We start from the raw sequence: 17530 nt of genomic DNA, 5'->3' as shown, positions 1-17530 counted from the left end.
TCGCATGAACAACCTGATGAAGTTGAGCCACCTGATGGTCGCCGGCTGGGTCGGCCTCCTGGTAGCACCGACCGACCGGCGCCGAGACGAGCGGGGTGACGTGCCGGGTTGGGTGCTGGTCACGGTCATGTCGGCGACCCTCGTGGGCGCCTTGACCATCGTGGCCAAGGAGCAGCTCTCCGACCTGCTGCGCAGCGCCCTCCAGCGGGTGCAGTAGCCATGTCGCACAGGCGGCGGGCTCGAGGCTCGGCCGTCGTGGACTTCGTGCTGGTGATGCTGGTGCTGGTGCCTCTCGTGCTCGGCATCCTCCAGGTCTCGCTGGTGCTGTTCGTGCGCAACACGCTCACAGCCGCAGCCTCCGACGGAGCCCGGTACGGCGCCACGGTGGGTCACTCCCCGCAGGACGCCGCAGCGCGCGCCCGCTCGCAGATCAGTGGCGCCGTCGCCGACCGGTTCGCCCGTGACGTCGACGCGCGGGTCGTCTCGGTCGGTGGTGCGCCCACGGTCGTGGTCACGGTGCACGCGACCGTTCCGGCGCTCGGCCTCGGCGGCCCGGCCGTCGACCTGACCGTCGACGGGCACGCGGTGCAGGAGCAGCCGTGATGCCGCGGGGCGTGCGGGCAGAGCGGGGCAGCGCCATCGTCGAGCTGGTGTGGCTCGCGGTGATCTTGTTGGTGCCGGTCGTGTGGATCGTGATGAGTGTCTTCGAGGTGCAGAGCGGGGCCTTCGGCGTCGAGGCCGCGGCTCGCTCGGCCGCCCGGGCCTACGTGCTCGCCCCGGACGACGCCAGCGGCCGAGCTCGTGCCGAAGCGGCGGTGCGCGTGGCGCTGGCCGACCAGGGCCTGCCCCCGGGCCGGTTCGACCTGCGCGTCGACTGCGGCGGCTTCGAGAACTGCCACAGCGGGACGGCGGTCGTGACCGTGGTCGTGAAGACCACCGTCGACCTGCCGATGCTGCCCGACATCTTGGGCAGCGGCGCTCCGGCGTTCGCCCTCGACGCCAGCCACAGCGTGCCCGTGGGGCGGTTCCAGGAGATCTCGCCGTGAGCGCGTCGCGTGAGCGCGGCGAGCGCGGATCGGTGTCGCCGCTGGTGATCGGCTTCGCGATGGTGCTGCTGCTCGGGGTCGTCCTGGTCACCGACGCGACGGCCGCCTACCTCCAGCGCTCCGGACTCTCGACGCTCGCCGACGGAGCGGCGCTGTACGGCGCCGACGCCGGCGCGACCGGCACCTCGGTCTACACCGAGGGCGTGCCCGAGGGAGACCTGCCGCTGGACGCCGGGGTCGCCGCAGCCGGCGTCCGCGCGTATCTCGAGCGCGTCGGCGCCTTCCGGGAGTACCCCGGGCTCCAGATCACGCGGGTGCGTGTCGACCCCCGCACGCGCAGCGTCCTCGTGGAACTCACCGCACCGCTGCACCTGCCACTGCCGATGCCGGGGGAGTCCGACACCGCGCTGGTCACGGCCCGAGGAGCAGGCAGCACCGGTGTGGAGAGCTGATCAGGTCAGGCGAGAGCCGCCCGGGCCCGATTCGGCGGCGCACGCGCAGTCGTCGGAATATCGTGGGGTCATGCGCCAGCAGCTCACCGGACTCCTCGCCGTTCTCGCGGCCGTGCTCATGGTCGTGACGCTGGCCGCTCCCGCCCAGGCGAGCAAGGCATCGACCCTCCAAGACGGCATCCGTCACCGCACGAACGCGGTGCGCGCCGAGGCCGATCTGGTGAAGCTGCGCAAGAAGCGGTGCGTCACCCGGTTCGCGGTGCGTCAGGCGCGCCGGATGGCGAACCAGGACTCGATGTTCCATCAGGATCTGCAGAAGGTGCTCGAGGCGTGCGACCTCACCCTGGCGGGAGAGAACGTCGCCTCCGGCTTCACCACCGCGGACGCCGTGATGAAGGCCTGGATGAACTCGCCGGACCACAAGGCGAACATCATGAACAAGGGCTATCGGCTGCTCGGCGTGGGTGCGCGCAAGAGCGACTCGGGCACGTGGTACTTCGCGCAGGTCTTCGGCCGCGCGTAGCCCCCGCGTTTCATGGCTGACACACAGGTGGTCTTTGCTTTACATTGAGCGCGTGTCCAGCGGTGGGTGGTCTCGAACGGCGACGGTTCTCGTCGCAGCGCTCCTGGCTGCGCTGGTCGCAGCTCCGGCGCCCGCCCACGCGGGCACGATGGGTGACTACCAGGCGGCGGCGCGGCGCACGGTGAACCACCAGCGCGACGCCCACCACGTCAGCACGCTCGTCAAGCAGGGATGCGTCCAGGCCTTCGCGCGGCGCCAGGCCCGCAAGATGGCGACCGAGCAGAAGGTGTGGCACCAGGATCTCAGCTCGGTGCGCTCGTCCTGCGGTGTCGGCGCGACCGCCGAGAACCTCGCCTACGGCTTCCCGACGGGGCGCAAGACCGTCCTCGCCTGGATGGACTCGTGGAGCCACCGAGCCAACATCCTCAACGGCACCCACCAGTACATGGGCCTCGCCGCGCGCCGCGGCAGCAACGGTGCCTGGTACGTCTGCCTGCTGGTGGCCTCGAAGCAGAGCGCCAAGAGCACCGCCGGCGACCCCGCCGCCCGCTGATCCGCCCGCTGATCCGCCCGCGAGGGGTCGCGAATCGTCCCTCGAGGGGTCGCGAATCGTTGCTCGAGGGGTCGAGTCGGCTGTGTGGTCGTGCGGGTGGGCGGGCAGCACGACGCCCGCCGTCCGAGCGGTGGACGGCGGGCGTGGCGGGTGCTGCTGGTGGTTCAGGGCCTCACTTGATGGTGTAGGCGTTGTCGATCTCGGCGAAGGCGCCGGAGGCCTTGGTGAGGTAGTGCGACATCTCCTCGAGCAGGCCGACGCTCTTGAGGTTGGCCTGGGTCCAGTCCTGGTAGGTGACGTTGAAGGAGTCACCGGCCGAGGACTTGAAGCCGCCGGAGTCGCGCAGGGAGTCGACCTGGCTCTTGGCGGCCTGGAGGATGCCCTCGAGCTGGTTCTTGATGTTGGCGAGGTTCTTGGCCTGGGCCTCGATGTCGCCGTGGGATACGGAGATGGTGCCGTTGCTCATGGGTTGTCTCCTGATCGGACCTACCGGCCCGGAGTGGGTTGGTCTGACGAGGGCGCTTTTACCCGGGTCGGCACGTCTCAAACCAGGTCAGGACGTCTCCTGCACGACCTGCACGGCGTGGCCGTCGGGATCTTCCGCCCGGGCGATGAGCAGTCGACCCAGCCATGGCGTCGGTCCGGAGGAGACGACCGCGCGCTGTCCGCTCGTCACCGGGTCGAGTCCGTGGTGCTCACGGCACCCGAGGACGACCTGGGTGTGAGGAGAACGAGACCACGAGCCTGCGGCAGGACAACGAGTAGGGGACTGCCTCGTGGGCGTCGTAGGCTTGCCGATCGTGGCAGGCCCAGACTTCGACACCGAGATCAAGCAGCTCCAGGCGACGATGCGCACCATCGAGCAGGTGCTCGACGTCGACGCGATGAAGCAGGAGATCGCCGACCTCGGCGAGCAGGTCGCCGCACCCGATCTCTGGGACGACCAGGAGAACGCCACCCGTGTCACGGGCCGGCTCTCCGACCTCCAGGGCCAGATGGAGCGCTTCGAGAGCCTGCAGTCGCGCATCGAGGACGTCGAGGTGCTGGTCGAGCTCGGTCAGGAGGAGGGCGACGAGGAGTCCCTGGGCGAGGCCGAGCGAGAGCTGGGCCGCATCAGCAGGGCCGTCGAGAGTCTGGAGATCCGCACCCTGCTCTCCGGTGAGTACGACGCCCGCGAGGCGCTCGTGACCATCCGTTCCGGCGCCGGCGGCGTCGACGCCGCGGACTTCGCCGAGATGCTCATGCGCATGTACACGCGCTGGGCCGAGCAGCACAAGTACGGCGTCGAGGTCTACGACACCTCCTACGCCGAGGAGGCGGGCCTGAAGTCGGCCACGTTCGCGATCCGGGCGCCGTACGCCTACGGCACGCTCTCGGTCGAGGGCGGCACCCACCGGCTCGTGCGGATCAGCCCCTTCGACAACCAAGGACGCCGCCAGACCTCCTTCGCGGCCGTCGAGGTCGTGCCGGTGCTCGAGCAGACCGACGAGATCGAGGTGCCCGAGGAGGAGATCCGCGTCGACGTGTACCGCTCGGGCGGCCCGGGCGGCCAGTCGGTCAACACCACCGACTCCGCGGTGCGGCTCACGCACATCCCGACCGGCACCGTCGTGTCGTGCCAGAACGAGAAGAGCCAGCTCCAGAACAAGGCCAGCGCCATGGTGGTGCTCAAGGCCAAGCTGCTCGCGTTGAAGAAGGCCGAGGAGCGCGCCGAGCTCGACGCCCTGCGCGGCGACGCCACCAGCTCGTGGGGCGATCAGATGCGCAACTACGTGCTCAACCCCTACCAGCTGGTCAAGGATCTGCGCACCGGCTACGAGGTGGGCAACCCCACCGCCGTCTTCAACGGCGAGATCGACGACTTCATCGAGGCCGGCATCCGGTGGCGAGCCGGAGCGGAGAAGGTCGACGCCTGACCGGCCCGGCGGCGTCCGCGTCGCCACGGCCTTCGGCAGCCCCAGGGCTTGCCGAAGCCGATGTGTCCTAGCAGGACGGTTCGGCCCTGCTCGTGGCCTGACGTGTCGGGGCCCTCGGCGCCCGGATCACCACACGTTCACGAGGTCGCCGAGGCGCTCTCTGTCGGGCTGGCGGTCGGGCTGGCGGAGGGGGACGCCGCCTGGAGCGCGGCGGCACACCAGGTCTCGGAGCGCCGCTCGAGGTCGGCGGCCTTCACCGAGTCCGGCAGGGTGAGCGCGCAGGTGAGCCAGGCGTCACCGAAGAGGCCGGCTCGCAGGATTCGGTGGGTGCCGGCGTTCTCGCAGGTGAGGGTCACCGTCGAGGCGCCGAAACGGGGCGCCTTCGGGAGCGGCTCGCAGCCGGCGGTCTTGCGCAGCAGTGCTCGGTCGGCCTCGGCCTGACCGCGCGTGACCGGGGGCGCGAACACCCACGCCCGCGCCATCTTCTGCCGTCCCAGCGACCAGGTGCAGGAGAACTCGTGGGCGACGTCCTTGAGCCCGGGCGCGAGCACGGTCTGGTCGCCGTTGTCGTAGGAGGTCGCCTTCCTCGGGCGCTTTCCGAGCGCCTTCACGAGAGCGCGCCCGTCGACCGTGCCGCAGAACGAGGCGCGCGCGACGCTGGTGCGCAGCGTGTCGATGTCGCCCAGGGACGGCAGCGGGGAGGCAGACGGCGTGGCCGGCCCGACGTCCGCCGGCGGCTGCTCGTCGGAGGAGCAGCCGGCCAGTGCCAGCACGCCCACGCACACCAGCGCGAGGACGAGCAGCGGTACGCGACGTGGGGGCATGTGAGCGAGGGTACGGACCGACATCGGCCGCGGCGCGTGGGGTCGTCTGGACCGCTCGCGTACTCTCGCTCGGGTGATTCGGTTCGAGAAGGTCACCAAGACCTACCCCGGCACCGCCGCTCCCGCGCTGGACCAGGTTTCGATCGACGTCGAGAAGGGCGAGTTCGTCTTCCTCGTCGGCGCCTCGGGTTCTGGCAAGTCGACGGCGCTACGGCTGATCCTGCGCGAGACCCGGCCCTCGGCCGGTCGGGTGCACGTGGCCGGCAAGGAGATCAACCGGCTGGCGGCCTGGAAGGTGCCGCGGCTGCGACGTCAGATCGGCACGGTGTTCCAGGACTTCCGGCTGCTGCAGACCAAGACGGTGCACGAGAACGTCGCGTTCGCCTTGCAGGTGACCGGTCACTCACCCAAGGAGATCCGCACCCTGGTGCCCGAGACCCTCGAGCTCGTGGGCCTCGACGACAAGGGTGGCCGGATGCCGGACGAGCTCTCCGGCGGTGAGCAGCAGCGTGTGGCGTTGGCACGCGCCTACGTTGGCCGACCGATGATCCTCATCGCCGACGAGCCCACCGGCAACCTCGACCCCAGCAGCTCGGTGGGCATCATGAAGCTGCTCGACCGCATCAACCGCGTCGGCACGACGGTGCTGATGGCGACCCACGACCACGGCATCGTCGACCAGATGCGCAAGCGCGTCATCGAGCTCGACCACGGTGCCGTCGTGCGTGACCAGGCCCAGGGCGTCTACGGCTTCTCCCACTGACGGCCCCTGACGGCCCACCGACGGCCCACCGACGGCCCACTCCGCCTCTTTCCACCAGACACAGCGAGGATCCCTCCCAACTGCCATGCGCTACGTCTTCTCCAACCTCGGCCAGGGCCTGCGCCGCAACCTGACGATGCACCTCGCGGTCATCCTCACGCTCTTCGTGTCGCTGTCGCTGGTCGGCTTCGGCGCGCTGCTCACCCGGCAGACCGACCGCATCAACGATCAGCTCGGCAGCAACCTCGAGATCACCGCGTTCCTCTGCCGCAAGAAGGATCCCAGTCCGCAGTGCCTGGGCCCGGTCACGGACCCGCAGAAGCAGGCCATCGTCAAGGTCGTCGAGGAGAGCCCCGAGGTCGCCTCGTACCGCTTCGAGTCGCAGCAGACGGCGTTCGACAAGACCAAGGCGCTCTTCCCCGAGGAACAGGACCGCTTCGAGGGACCGAACGCCGTCGTGCGGCCGCAGGATCTGCGCGAGTCGTTGTGGATCACGCTCAAGGATCCGCGTGAGTTCGAGGGCATCACCAGCGCGATCGTGGGTCTGGACGGCGTCGCGAGCGTCCGCGACCAGCGCGACCTGGTCGACAAGATCACCCACACGGTCGACCTCCTGCGCTGGTCGGCGGTCGTCATCGCCGTCGTCTTGGGGGTCGCGGCCCTGCTGCTGGTGGCGAACACCATCAGGCTGGCGGCGTTCGCGCGGCGCAAGGAGATCCGCATCATGCGGCTCGTGGGGGCCTCGACGATCTACATCGCCCTGCCCTTCCTCCTCGAGGCCCTCGTGACCGCGGTGATCGGCGTCCTCTTCTCCGGCGGGGCCCTGGCGGCGCTCCAGTACTTCGGTGTGGAGCAGCGGTTCAGCGACTACCAGCGGCTGGTGCCGTGGGTCGACTGGCACGACTACCTGTTCGCGCTCGTCGTCGTGGCCATCGTCGGGCCGATCATCACGCTGCTCCCGACACTCCTGCTGACGCGCAAATACATCAAAGTCTGACCTCGAGCGCCTACCGTCGAGTCGGTACCTGCGGGTACCTCCCGATTCTTCCCCGACTCGATTGAAGGCAGACCCGGTGCGCCCCTTCCCCAGCGCCTCGCGTCGACGCCTGGGAGTGGCCGTCGCGGCGGCCTCCCTGGCGCTCGGTGCCCTCGCCGTCCCACTCGCGCATGCCGACGACGACCTGGACAAGCAGAAGAACCAGGTCGAGAAGCAGGTGCAAGGCGCCCAGCACGACCTCGACGAGTCCTCGGCGGCCTACCGCAAGGCGTTCGCCCGGACCCAGGCCGCGCGGGCGGCGCTCGACGAGGCGAAGTCGCGGCTGTCGGGGGTACGTGACCGACTCGACGACGCGCGCGTGCGCGACGAGCGGTTGGCCCACCGGCTGCACCTCTCCGAGCAGCGTCTGGCCACCGCGCAGCAGCAGTTGCACGACGGCCAGGTCGCGCTGGCCAAGCAGCGCCGCCAGGTGCGCGACCGGGTCACCGAGCTGTACTCCGGCGACAACCCCGACCTCTCCGCTCTCGACAGCCTGATGAGCTCGGCGTCACTGGAGGATCTCGTGCGCCGCGACGCGGCCGACGAGGCCATCCTCTCCCGCTCCACCAGTGCCTACGACGATCTCGACGCCGCCGAGGCGATGCTCAGCGTGCGCGAGAAGCAGGTCTCCGAGGCCACCGACCAGGTGGCGGTGCAGCGGCAGGCCGCTGCCGACCACCTCTCCACGGTCAGGTCGCTCACCGCTCAGGCGAAGTCGGCCAGGGACGACGTGCGCTCCCGGGTGCAGGACAGCTACCAGGCGCGCCAGCAGGCGTTCGCCGCCAAGCGCAGCGACCTGCGATCCCTTCAGTCGCTGCGCAAGAAGGAGGCGCAGATCAAGGCGCGCATCGCGCAAGCCGCACGCGCAGCCCGCGGGTCGTCGGTCTCGGCGAAGCAGTCCGGCTACCTGCTGCGCCCCGTGCCCGGACCCGTCACCTCGCCCTACGGCTATCGGATCCATCCGATCTACCACTACTGGGGCCTGCACGACGGCACCGACTTCGGCGTCGCCTGCGGCGAGCCCATGCGGGCCTCCGGCACCGGCACCGTGATCTCGAAGTACTACTCCGACGTGTACGGCAACCGGCTCTACCTCTCCCTGGGGCAGGTCAACGGCAAGAGCCTCGTGGTGGTCTACAACCACGCCGAGCGGTACGTGCTGAACGTCGGCGACCACGTGACCCGGGGCCAGACGGTCGGGTACGTCGGCAGCACCGGCTGGTCGACCGGCTGCCACCTGCACTTCACGGTGCTCGTGGCCGGCAACCCGGTCGACCCGATGAACTGGATCGCCTGACTCCCGACCGGCGGGCGAATCCGGTTGACCGCTCCTGAGAGAATGGTGGGATGGCCAAGGAGCAGGGGCGCAAGGTGATCGCGCAGAACAAGAAGGCGCGCCACGACTACGCCATCGACGACACCTACGAGGCCGGCATGGTGCTCCAGGGCACCGAGGTGAAGTCGCTGCGCGAGGGCCGCGCCAGCCTCGTCGACGGGTTCGTCGACATCGATCGCGACGAGGCGTGGCTGCACGGAGTCCACATCCCCGAGTACCTCAACGGCACCTGGACCAACCACGCCGCCCGGCGCAAGCGCAAGCTGCTCCTGCACCGCGAGGAGATCGAGAAGATCGAGCGGCGGGTCTCCGAGAAGGGCTACACGGTCATCCCGCTCACCCTCTACTTCAAGGACGGCCGCGCCAAGGTGGAGATCGGCCTGGCCAAGGGCAAGAAGTCGTGGGACAAGCGGCACGCCATCGCCGAGCGCACCGCCAAGCGCGAGGCCGAGCAGGCGGTCGGACGCCGACTCAAGGGCATGAGCGACTGACCTTCCACCCCGGGGCCTGCGGCTTTACCATCCGCAGGTGACGATCCCTCGGGCCCTCCGCTGCCTGCTCGCCGGCTGCTCCGCCTCCCTGCTGCTCCTGCCACTCACGGGCGCCGCTGCCGGCCCGCCCGACCCCAGGCCCGGCGGTGCTGGAGTGGGCGACCCGTACTTCCCGACCGACGGCAACGGCGGGTACGAGGTCGACCACTACGACCTCGACGTCGCCTACCTGCCCACGAAGGGGCGCATCCGCGCCACCGCCACGATCTCGGCGACCTCGCTGCAGCGGATGAGCCGGTTCCACCTCGACCTCGAGGGCCTGCGGGTGCAGGCGCTCTCGGTGAACGGTGAGCCGGCGCAGTGGACGCGTGATGGTGGCGAGCTGATCGTCACGCCCGCCACCCGCGTGCCGTGGCGCTCGGCGTTCACCGTGGTGGTCACCTACGCCGGCACGCCCGACCCCCACCCCTCGCGCGACTACGGCGGCTGGCAGGCCACGAAGGACGGCGCGGTCGTGGCGGGGCAGCCGCACTCGGCTTCGCGCTGGTTCCCCAACAACGACCACCCCAGCGACCCCGCGACGTACACGCTGCACGTGAGTGCGCCGTCCGACCTCGACGTGGTCTCGAACGGATCCCTGACGGGCAAGGAGACCGCCGACGGGTGGACCACCTGGACCTACGACACACCCCAGCCGATGGCCAGCTACCTGGTGACGCTGGCGATCGGCCACTACGAGACCACCGAGCGCACGGTCGACGGGCTGCACTACCTCGACGCGATCGACGAGGGGCTGCTGGAGCCGGTGGCCGAGCCCAGCAGCGGCACGCACCTGGCGGCGTCGGGCACGGGGAGGTCCGTCTACCGGCGCCTCACCCGCACCTTCGACGTGCCGGCCGACGGGGCGCGGCTCTCCTTCGACCTGACCCGGCTGGGAGCCGGCCACGCGACGGCCGCCTTCGTCGAGGCGCACACGGTCGGGCAAGGCGACTGGACGACGCTGCCCGACCTGAACGGGCACACCAGGACGAGCGTCCGCGTCGCGTGCGACTTCACCTACGACTTCCCGTTCCTGGCCCGGCACTACCTGACGCTGAACCGTCGCGGGTGCTCGGGTGAGGGGCGCACGGGAGAGTGGAACGGTCGCACCGGCTCCTCCGACGGCGCCGAACGCTGGGCCGTCGATCTCGGTGGCTTCGCCGGCAGCCGGGTCGAGGTATCGATCACCTATCTGGCCGACTACGCCTCCCGAGCCGACGGTCTCTTCGTCGACGACGTGACCTTCGACGACGGCACCGGGAGCCCGCAGACGACGTCGTTCGAGACCGGGCTCGAGGGGTGGACGCCGACCGGGCCGCCGCCGGGCAGCCCGCACGACACCGGGGGCTGGACGGCGCTCGCGGGCGATGACGCGGTCAGCGCGGCGGGTCGCTACGCGCGGGCCGCGTTCGAGCGCGAGCCGGAGGTGATCGCGTTCCTCCAGAGCGTCCTCGGGCCCTACCCGTTCACCGAGGTGGGCGGCATCGTCCCCGACCACGACCTCGGTTACGCGCTGGAGACCCAGACCCGACCGATCTACGACCCGCTGTTCTTCGACAGCGAGCAGGACGGTCTCGGTGTGTTCGCCCACGAGTTGGCCCACCAGTGGTACGGCGATGCGGTGCCGTTGCGGCGCTGGAAGTCGATCTGGCTCAACGAGGGCTTCGCCACCTACGCCGCGATGCTCTGGGAGGAGCACGCCCAGGGCCGCGACATCGACACCCAGATCCGCCGCCTCTACCGCAACCTCCGTGGGTGGCGGGGCTTCTGGCAGGTGGAGCCGGGCGCGCCCGGGCCGCGCCGTCTCTTCGACGGTGCGGTGTACTCGCGCGGTGCCCTGGCTGTGCACGCGCTGCGCGAGAAGCTCGGCGACCACGCGTTCTTCGAGGTGCTGCGCGGCTGGCCCGAGGCGCGCGCGCACCAGCCCTCGACGATCCGCGGTTACGAGAACTACGTCGAGGCCACGATGGGCGTCGACGTGACCGGTGTGTTGAAGACGTGGCTGTTCACGAAGGGTCGGCCGGCCGCCGTCCCTCAGGTCGGCTCGGACTCCTCGCGCACGGCGGACGCCGCCGAGGGTGCCGCGCCGCTCTCGTCCAGCGTCACCGGCCGCCTCGGCGATCGGATCACCGGTCGGATCAGCGCAGCGCGTCGGCCAACTGGAGTGTCGTGAGCACGGAGGCCATGGGCGAGAAGATGCGCTCGGTCAGGAAGGCCTGCTTGTCGGGGTCGGGGTCGGCGCTGACGGCACGCCGGCGGCGCCTTCGTCGCTGAGGCCGACGCGCACGAAGCCGACGGTGAGCCCGTGCGTCCGGGCCAGGTCGAGCACCTCGCGACCGCGTGCGGGCTGGGCATCGGGATCGGGATGGGGCAGGCGGTCCACGATGCCGGGCTGGTAGTCCAGGACCAGCGGTGCGGTGGTGGCCGGGTCGAGCGGTGTCTGTGTCATGCGTCCTTTGCGGCGGGGTGGTCGTGCGCCGGTCGGGTGCCGACGCGGTCGAGGGTGCGGTCGAGGGCGACCAGCAGCAGCTGGAGCGCGGCCCCGGCCAGCAGGAACCATCCGAGGTGGTGCAGGCCGTCGGTGTCGGCGCGCTGGCCGAAGAAGGCGCTGATGGCTGCGGAGGCGGCGAGGGCTCCGAGGTACATGAAGGTGCGCAGCAGCCCGGCCGAGGACGCCATGCGCTGCTCGTCGGCCTGGGCGTAGAGCGCGCTCTGGTTGCCGAGGTTGAGCAGTCCCTGGGGAACGCCGAAGCAGAGCACGAGCACCACCAGCCAGCCGATGGCGGTGGTGGGGCCGAGCAGGAGAAGTGCGGCGCAGCCCACGACCTGGAACACGCCGCCGACGGCCAGCTTCAACCGGATCCGTGGGCTGCGCCCCGTGAGGGCGGCGATCCCGAGCGCAGAGGCACTCAGGGGGAGCAGCAGGAGCCCGGCGTGGGTCGCGGAGAGCCCGCGCGCATCTTGCAGCCACTGGGTGAAGCCGAAGAGCACGGCGTACATGGTCAGACCCGCGAGCAGTTGACGGGCAAAGGTGGCCAGCAGGGGCAGGTTGCCTCCGAGCACGCGGACGTCGAGGAACGGCTCGGGTGCTCTCAGTTCGCGTCGAGCGAAGCCGAGCCCCAGAGCGAGTGCCACCGCCAGCAGGGGCAGGTGCTGCGCGGAGGGTTCCATGAGGAAGAGCAGCGCAGCCGTGAGAGTGAGCGCGAAGAGCAGCATCCCGCCGAGGTCGAGACCGGTACGCCCCTGCTCCTTGGCCGGCGCGTGGTGGTCTCGGGGCATCCGCCGATGGGCGAGCCAGAAGGCGGCCAGCGCGATGGGCAGGTTGACGAGGAACGTCGTTCGCCACCCGCCGAGACCGATGAGCAGGCCACCGAGCGTGGGTCCGACCACGGCGATGGTCTGGCTGGAGAGGGTCAGCAGCGTGAGCACGCCCTGCGGGCTGTCCTCGCCGGTCCGGCTCGCCTCACCGCGGATGAGCGCCATGGCCGCGGGGTAGCCGGCGCACGTGCCGAGCCCCAGCACGACGCGCGCAGCGACGAGCAGGGGCAGGTTCGGTGCCACCGTGCCCAGCAGCCCGCCCAGCGCCACCAGCGCGGAGCCGGCGAGCGCGAGCCGTCGAGGCCCGTGCAGGTCGACGAGCCGCCCGACGACCGGCTGGCCGATGGCGGTCGCGAGGTAGAGACCCGAGACCAGCCACGCCGTCTGCGACGCGGGGGCGCCCAGGGCGCGACCGATGGGCACGAGCGCGACCGCGATGATCGCAGTGTTGATCGGGTTGAGGACCGCCCCCATGATCATCGCCGGCAGGAGTCGCCGGTCGAAGCGGTCGGGGTCGGCGTCGGCGAGGCGGCGGTGACCCTGCGGCGAGACCAGGCGCATCATTGCGTGACGCGCTGGACGAGCGCGAGCCCCCGCGCGACAACGTCGAGCTCGTCGTCGTCGAGCTCCTCGCGCAACCGGCGCACCAGCCAGTCCTGCTTGGCCGTACGTCGTGCCTCGAGGTGCTCCCGGCCGAGCGTGGTGGGGGAGAGCAGTTTGCGGCGGCCGTCCTCAGGGTCGGGGCCGGCTCGCACGAGACCGAGGTCGACCAGGACGCCGACCGTGAGTGCCATCGATTGCGGCCGGATCTTCTCCAAGGCGGCGAGCTCGCTGACGGTGGCCGGACCCTCCCGGTCGAGGTCGCTCAGCACGGTGGACTGCGAGGGCGTCAGCCCCTCGTCGTCCTGCTCGTCGCGCAGCCGACGACGCAGTCGGCTGACGAGCGAACGCAGATGGCGCGCGGCCTCGACCGCGGCATCATCGTTCAGGCTCACCTGTTCAGGTATACCTGTCTATCTACGGGCTCTCAAGACACGCCGATGCTTTCTGACCGGGTGTGCCCATGCGAGCCGACAGCGCGGTCACTCTGCCGGGAGCCGAGGTGTCGGTGGGTGGGGAGCTCGAAGTAGCGCGTCTCCGCGGCCGCACCGAGGTCGGCAGCCGCCTGGCGTAGCGCGCTGCGCTCGTCTCGACCCCAGAGGCCGACGTCGATGACGACGTCGATGCCGAGCTGGAGTGCGCGCAGACCGATCTCGATGAGCCGTCCCTCGAGCACGTCCGCCGCCGACGGCGGGTTGTCGCGCCCGTAGAGGGCTTTCACCCACTCGTCCTTCGTGAGGCGCAGGGCTTGTCGCTCGACCTCGATGCGCCGTGCCTCGGTGGTCCTGCCGGTGCCTGGGAGCCCTACGGTCAGGAACAGAGTCGGTCGTGTCGTCATCGCTCTCCCCTCGACGTGGTGGCCTCATCTTCGCCGACATCGGTGCTGCCGCACGGGGCGCGCTGGGCATGCAGTGCCACACGTGGTCACTGCCACGGTGCAGACGCGACGGCATGCTGGCGGTCGCGCCTGCCGGGCGCGTCGAAGACCGCTCCAACAGTTTCCACTCGTGATCCGTCGGGTCACCGGAGTACGGCATGTCCCGCACGGCGACGGTGGTCCGGCTCCGGGTGCACTATGGACTGCCCCTCTAGTTGCGGAGTCTGAACCCGAGGGTGGATCGGGTGCCGGGTGGGCCGGTGCGGTGTATCTCGTAGGCCCAGCCGGGGTCGTGGACCATCCGGTGGTGCCGCCAGCAGAGGAGTCTGCCGTCGTTGAGGTCGGTGGGCCCGCCGTGTGACCAGGGGGTGTCGTGGTGCGCCTGACACCGGTGCGCAGGCGTCTCACAGCCCTCGGCGGTGCAGTGCCGGTCCCTCGCCGCGAGGACGAGGCGTTGGCCCTTGGAGTACAGCCGCTGCCCACGACCCAGGTCCAGCGGCACCCCGTCACCATCCAGGACCACCGGGACCAGATTCGCTCCACACGCCAACCTGCGCGCGGTGGCCGCGGAGAGCCGGTCGCCGGTGTCGAGGACCGCCTCACCCAGCCCACCGAGCAGAGCGTCGAGCGTCATGGTCACCACCACGGTCGCACCGACGCCGCCGGTGGTGGGCAGATCCCGCTCGGCCAGCGTTTCGAGGAGCTCGCAGAACGCTTCACCGTTCTGCTGCGGCGTGGTCAGGTTCGCCTTCGGCTCATGCCCTTCGCTGTTCCAGTGGCCGGGGGCGAGGATCGCATCCAACGCCTTCTTGAACATCGCACCGTGTAGGACGGGGAGTTGGAAGCGTCCGAACACGGTCCCGTGGCCGTCGTCGCTCATCGTCAGGCGTGCGCGCTGGGCGGCTTGTTCTTCCTCGGCCTCGAGCCTCTTCGCGGCCTCGCGCTCGCCGCGTTCGGGGTCGACGACCTCCAACAGGTGCCGACCCATCACCCGCAGATCCCTGGCGTCGTGGAGGGCTGCTTGTTCGACGAGGAAGCGTTCGGCCTTCTCCACCAGATCAGCATCGAGGTCGTCGGGGAGGTCGTCGAGGGCGCCGGCGATGATGGGTGCCTGCTCCCGGTTCACAGACCCGTCGGCGAACGCAGCCCGGAGTACCTCGTAGCGTTCGAGGGCGTGGGCGAGCCACACCCGTCGCCGCGCCTCGGCACGCGTCAACCGCGCGGTGCCGGCGAGCCAGGCCGAGGTCTGCGTCGCACCCGAGACCTCCTCCACGACGACCTCACCCGCGTGCGCGAGCACCCGGTGCTCGAGCTCGACCAGGCGTGACTCCAACGCCGTCAACACACTCAACGCGCCCGCCGTGCCGGCCTGATCCAGCCCCAACAGCGACAGCGACTCGGCGTCGTCCAAGGCGGCATCGAGTTGCTCGACTACCCGACCGATCGGGTGATCGAGTGGCTCGGCCACCAGAGAACTCATGTGGATCAGTCAAGCCGTCACCACCGACAACCAGCCCCCGAAAACCGCCCATTCGGCGTGCTCCCCGAAGACCGTGACCTTCACCTTGTCGGCGGTCGCAGGCAGGATCGCCGTCATGGACCACTGGAGTGTGATCGCCGACGAGCGACGCCGACTCGCCGACGTCCTCGACACCCTCACCGACGACCAGTGGGCACATCCCAGCCTGTGTGCTGGCTGGAGCGTGAAGGACGTCGCAGCGCACGTGATGGTGGGCCCGACGTCGTCTCCGCGGGCATCGGCTACCGCGATGCTGAAGGCGCGCGGCAGCGTCGACCGGGCGATGCGGCTCATGGCAGCCCAGCGTGCCGAGGAGCCCACGGAGGCATTGGTGGCGTGCCTGCGCGACGAGGCCGACAGCCCGTTCGCGCCGCCGGTGGTCGGGTGGCTGGGGCCGCTCGCCGACATCCGGTTGCACTCCCTCGACATCACGGTGCCGCTCGGGATCGACGTGGAGTTCACGTCGGAGCCGTGGCGGGTGATCTTCGACTTCTTGGTGTCGTGGCGAGCGCGCGTGGGTTTCATCCCCGGCGGCCGACCCGCCCTGACGCTGGTCGCCGACGACGCGGGCTGGCAACACGGCGCAGGCCCTCGTGTAGCCGGCCCGGCGGCGTCGCTGGCGATGGCGCTGTGCCGGCGTCCGGCCGGGCTCGCTCGCCTCGACGGACCGGGTGTCGCCGCCCTGGAACGGTGGGTGCGCTCATGAGGGCGGAAGAAAGCAGTGGACGCGCCGGTTACAGTGGGTGCACAACTCAAGAGGGGCTGATCGGTTTCGACTGGGGACGCTAGTCCCAGGGGAAGCGGGTCGAGGAGCCAGCGTCATCTCGTAAACGATCGCTGGAAACCAATAACTGCCAACGCTAAGCGCAGTTCCTTCGCTCTCGCCGCCTGAGCGGTGATCGAAGCGTCTCCCCGGGTATCCGTCTCCGGCCCGGTGTGAGGCGTCGACTAGGAGACTTGCTGTTCATCTGCTGTCAGGGCGGATGACCGGGACTCAAACCTGACTGAGCCCGTCGGGGAGGTGTTCGTGCCAGCCCCGGGGCCGAGAAAACGACATCACGGACTGCACCCGGAGAAGACCTGGTTCGGCGCTCGAGGACGCGGGTTCGATTCCCGCCAGCTCCACCAAAGTGCTCGGAGGGCAACCCTGCCCCTGCGCAACACCAGTAGTGAACGCATCTCCTCCCGTCCGGGTCTCCGGGCGGGAGGTTTGCTTTCGATCCCCAATTGCCGGTGGACATGGGCTGGTGCGAGGCGTGACAGCAGGTCGTCGAACGGCTGGTTACCGCACGCGCTCGTGCCCTACGGCTCAACTGATTGTCAAGAGCAACTTCTACCGGGCTAGAAGCCTTGCTCACCCTTTCGTACGTAAAGTTGAGCGCTCTCAGGATTTCTTCACACGAGTCCGTCGTTCTGTGATGTGGTGCGCTTGGTCTCGGGGAGGGATCAACCTCGCACTGTCTGTGTGTCGCTCGGCGATCACGACCGTGCGCACAGCGCGACACCTGCTCCGGGGCCGTCAGCGAGCGACGTGGTCAGCGACGGGAACCGAAGGTGAAGCACATGACGCACCAGCCGAAGATGCGGAACAAGCAGATCGCCACCGTGCGGCGTGGGTCTCGGGTTCTGGTCGGGGTTGTCTCGCTGGCCATGGCGGCGACCATGTGTTCTCTCGATACCGCATCGGCGGTCTCGGGGCCGGTCCCGGCCGCAGCCCCGAAGGCGCCAGCGGCGGGCGCGTTGTCGAGCGGCGTGCTGTCGTCGGTGGCGTCGACCGATGAGCAGCCGGCGATCGATCCGGTGCTGGTGTCTGAACGGTCCTCCCGGTTCGCCACGACGGTGTTGCAGGCTGATGGTTCGTATCAGACGACGGTGTCGTTGACGCCGGTGAACTACCTCGATGGGTCGGGGGAGTGGGCTCCGATCGACACCACGATGGTCGAGCCCGGTTCGGCCTCGATGCAGGACAAGTGGGCGGCGAAGAACGCCGCGGCTGACTTCACCGCCTTGGTGCCCAACGACGCCGGGGAGCGTCCGGTGCGAGTCTCAGCGGACGGTTCCTGGGTCACCTTGCAGCTGCAGGGTCTCGACGGCGCCCCGCAGGTGGCGGACTCGACCGCGACCTACACCGGCGGCCAGATCGGTGCCGCGGGTGAGGTCAGCTACCAGACCACCGAGACCGGTCTGAAGGAGACCGTCGTCCTCGACCAGGCACCCGCCCCTGCCGAAGCCACCGC

At 70.0% G+C, this 17530-nt stretch carries 23 protein-coding genes and 1 other RNA gene; 15 read left to right on the top strand and 9 right to left on the bottom strand.

Annotation, left to right across the window (positions count from 1 at the left end; genetic code table 11):
* The first annotated feature begins 4 nt into the window (after window positions 1-4).
* The 6 genes from ISG29_RS11625 to ISG29_RS11600 all read left to right on the top strand — a co-directional run bounded on the left by ISG29_RS11625 (window position 5) and on the right by ISG29_RS11600 (window position 2574).
* A complete protein-coding gene (locus ISG29_RS11625; protein ID WP_235959505.1) occupies window positions 5-217 on the top strand; it encodes a hypothetical protein in 213 nt (70 codons plus the stop codon).
* A gap of 38 nt (window positions 218-255) precedes the next feature.
* Complete coding sequence (locus ISG29_RS11620) at window positions 256-603, top strand: TadE/TadG family type IV pilus assembly protein (RefSeq protein WP_328828872.1); 348 nt, start codon at window positions 256-258, stop codon at window positions 601-603.
* Window positions 603-1046 (top strand): hypothetical protein, encoded by a 444-nt coding sequence (locus tag ISG29_RS11615; protein WP_194503767.1) that lies wholly within the window; start codon window positions 603-605, stop codon window positions 1044-1046. Before ISG29_RS11620 ends, ISG29_RS11615 begins: the two co-directional genes overlap by 1 nt.
* Window positions 1043-1498 (top strand): pilus assembly protein TadG-related protein, encoded by a 456-nt coding sequence (locus tag ISG29_RS11610; RefSeq protein WP_328828870.1) that lies wholly within the window; start codon window positions 1043-1045, stop codon window positions 1496-1498. Before ISG29_RS11615 ends, ISG29_RS11610 begins: the two co-directional genes overlap by 4 nt.
* 70 nt (window positions 1499-1568) lie before the next feature.
* Window positions 1569-2021: a CAP domain-containing protein gene (locus ISG29_RS11605; RefSeq protein ID WP_194503608.1), complete on the top strand. Its 453-nt coding sequence runs from the start codon at window positions 1569-1571 to the stop codon at window positions 2019-2021.
* Between the two features lie 148 nt (window positions 2022-2169).
* The gene (locus ISG29_RS11600; protein ID WP_194503607.1) at window positions 2170-2574 is read left to right on the top strand and encodes a CAP domain-containing protein; all 405 of its coding nucleotides are present in this window, start codon (window positions 2170-2172) and stop codon (window positions 2572-2574) included.
* 172 nt (window positions 2575-2746) lie between these two features.
* Here ISG29_RS11600 and ISG29_RS11595 read toward each other — a convergent pair whose 3' ends face one another.
* Window positions 2747-3040: a WXG100 family type VII secretion target gene (locus ISG29_RS11595; RefSeq protein ID WP_194503027.1), complete on the bottom strand. Its 294-nt coding sequence runs from the start codon at window positions 3038-3040 to the stop codon at window positions 2747-2749.
* 87 nt (window positions 3041-3127) lie between these two features.
* Complete coding sequence (locus tag ISG29_RS21310) at window positions 3128-3250, bottom strand: hypothetical protein (RefSeq protein WP_268927696.1); 123 nt, start codon at window positions 3248-3250, stop codon at window positions 3128-3130.
* Between the two features lie 124 nt (window positions 3251-3374).
* On the opposite strand from ISG29_RS21310, the gene prfB reads away from it, so the two are divergent.
* Complete coding sequence (prfB, locus tag ISG29_RS11590; RefSeq protein WP_194503606.1) at window positions 3375-4490, top strand: peptide chain release factor 2; 1116 nt, start codon at window positions 3375-3377, stop codon at window positions 4488-4490.
* Window positions 4491-4627: 137 nt separating this feature from the next.
* Here prfB and ISG29_RS11585 read toward each other — a convergent pair whose 3' ends face one another.
* Complete coding sequence (locus ISG29_RS11585) at window positions 4628-5314, bottom strand: hypothetical protein (RefSeq protein WP_194503605.1); 687 nt, start codon at window positions 5312-5314, stop codon at window positions 4628-4630.
* 73 nt (window positions 5315-5387) lie between these two features.
* Between ISG29_RS11585 and ftsE the strand changes: the two genes are divergently transcribed.
* The 5 genes from ftsE (at window position 5388) to ISG29_RS11560 (ending at window position 11152) form a co-directional block, all read left to right on the top strand.
* Window positions 5388-6077, top strand: a complete 690-nt coding sequence (gene ftsE, locus ISG29_RS11580) for a cell division ATP-binding protein FtsE (RefSeq protein ID WP_194503604.1) — start codon at window positions 5388-5390, stop codon at window positions 6075-6077.
* An 85-nt stretch (window positions 6078-6162) separates the two neighbouring features.
* Window positions 6163-7074 carry a permease-like cell division protein FtsX gene (gene ftsX / locus ISG29_RS11575; protein WP_194503603.1) on the top strand — a complete coding sequence of 304 codons (912 nt, stop codon included), beginning with the start codon at window positions 6163-6165 and terminating at the stop codon, window positions 7072-7074.
* A 76-nt stretch (window positions 7075-7150) separates the two neighbouring features.
* Window positions 7151-8410, top strand: coding sequence for a peptidoglycan DD-metalloendopeptidase family protein (locus tag ISG29_RS21645; protein ID WP_194503602.1), 1260 nt, complete (start codon window positions 7151-7153; stop codon window positions 8408-8410).
* Window positions 8411-8460: 50 nt separating this feature from the next.
* Window positions 8461-8940, top strand: coding sequence for an SsrA-binding protein SmpB (gene smpB, locus ISG29_RS11565; RefSeq protein WP_194503601.1), 480 nt, complete (start codon window positions 8461-8463; stop codon window positions 8938-8940).
* Window positions 8941-8977: 37 nt separating this feature from the next.
* A complete protein-coding gene (locus ISG29_RS11560; RefSeq protein ID WP_194503600.1) occupies window positions 8978-11152 on the top strand; it encodes a M1 family aminopeptidase in 2175 nt (724 codons plus the stop codon).
* A gap of 33 nt (window positions 11153-11185) precedes the next feature.
* Here the strand turns inward: ISG29_RS11560 and ISG29_RS11555 are convergent, their stop codons facing one another.
* From ISG29_RS11555 to ISG29_RS11535, 5 genes are all read right to left on the bottom strand, one after another.
* Window positions 11186-11428: a cysteine hydrolase family protein gene (locus ISG29_RS11555; protein WP_194503599.1), complete on the bottom strand. Its 243-nt coding sequence runs from the start codon at window positions 11426-11428 to the stop codon at window positions 11186-11188.
* Window positions 11425-12861, bottom strand: coding sequence for an MFS transporter (locus ISG29_RS11550; RefSeq protein WP_207793052.1), 1437 nt, complete (start codon window positions 12859-12861; stop codon window positions 11425-11427). The genes ISG29_RS11555 and ISG29_RS11550 overlap by 4 nt, the downstream gene beginning before the upstream one ends.
* The gene (locus ISG29_RS11545) at window positions 12858-13292 is read right to left on the bottom strand and encodes a MarR family winged helix-turn-helix transcriptional regulator (RefSeq protein ID WP_207793051.1); all 435 of its coding nucleotides are present in this window, start codon (window positions 13290-13292) and stop codon (window positions 12858-12860) included. Before ISG29_RS11545 ends, ISG29_RS11550 begins: the two co-directional genes overlap by 4 nt.
* A gap of 32 nt (window positions 13293-13324) precedes the next feature.
* On the bottom strand, window positions 13325-13735 hold the full coding sequence (locus tag ISG29_RS11540) for an AAA family ATPase (protein WP_194503598.1): 411 nt from the start codon (window positions 13733-13735) through the stop codon (window positions 13325-13327).
* A gap of 250 nt (window positions 13736-13985) precedes the next feature.
* A complete protein-coding gene (locus tag ISG29_RS11535) occupies window positions 13986-15254 on the bottom strand; it encodes an HNH endonuclease signature motif containing protein (RefSeq protein ID WP_194503597.1) in 1269 nt (422 codons plus the stop codon).
* A 115-nt stretch (window positions 15255-15369) separates the two neighbouring features.
* On the opposite strand from ISG29_RS11535, the gene ISG29_RS11530 reads away from it, so the two are divergent.
* Window positions 15370-15999 (top strand): maleylpyruvate isomerase family mycothiol-dependent enzyme, encoded by a 630-nt coding sequence (locus ISG29_RS11530; protein WP_194503596.1) that lies wholly within the window; start codon window positions 15370-15372, stop codon window positions 15997-15999.
* A 52-nt stretch (window positions 16000-16051) separates the two neighbouring features.
* Window positions 16052-16421, top strand: a transfer-messenger RNA (tmRNA) gene (ssrA, locus tag ISG29_RS11525).
* A 407-nt stretch (window positions 16422-16828) separates the two neighbouring features.
* Here the strand turns inward: ssrA and ISG29_RS20505 are convergent.
* Window positions 16829-17128 (bottom strand): hypothetical protein, encoded by a 300-nt coding sequence (locus ISG29_RS20505; RefSeq protein WP_207793050.1) that lies wholly within the window; start codon window positions 17126-17128, stop codon window positions 16829-16831.
* Between the two features lie 37 nt (window positions 17129-17165).
* Here ISG29_RS20505 and ISG29_RS20500 point away from each other — a divergent pair.
* Window positions 17166-17530: hypothetical protein (locus ISG29_RS20500; protein ID WP_207793049.1), on the top strand; the 365-nt coding region annotated here is incomplete at its 3' end.

The sequence above is a fragment of the Nocardioides acrostichi genome (assembly GCF_015319165.1).
GTDB classification, from domain to species: Bacteria; Actinomycetota; Actinomycetes; order Propionibacteriales; family Nocardioidaceae; genus Nocardioides; species Nocardioides acrostichi.
The sequence above is the reverse complement of the archived record's forward strand: the minus strand, read 5'-3'. Positions and strand labels throughout refer to the sequence as shown.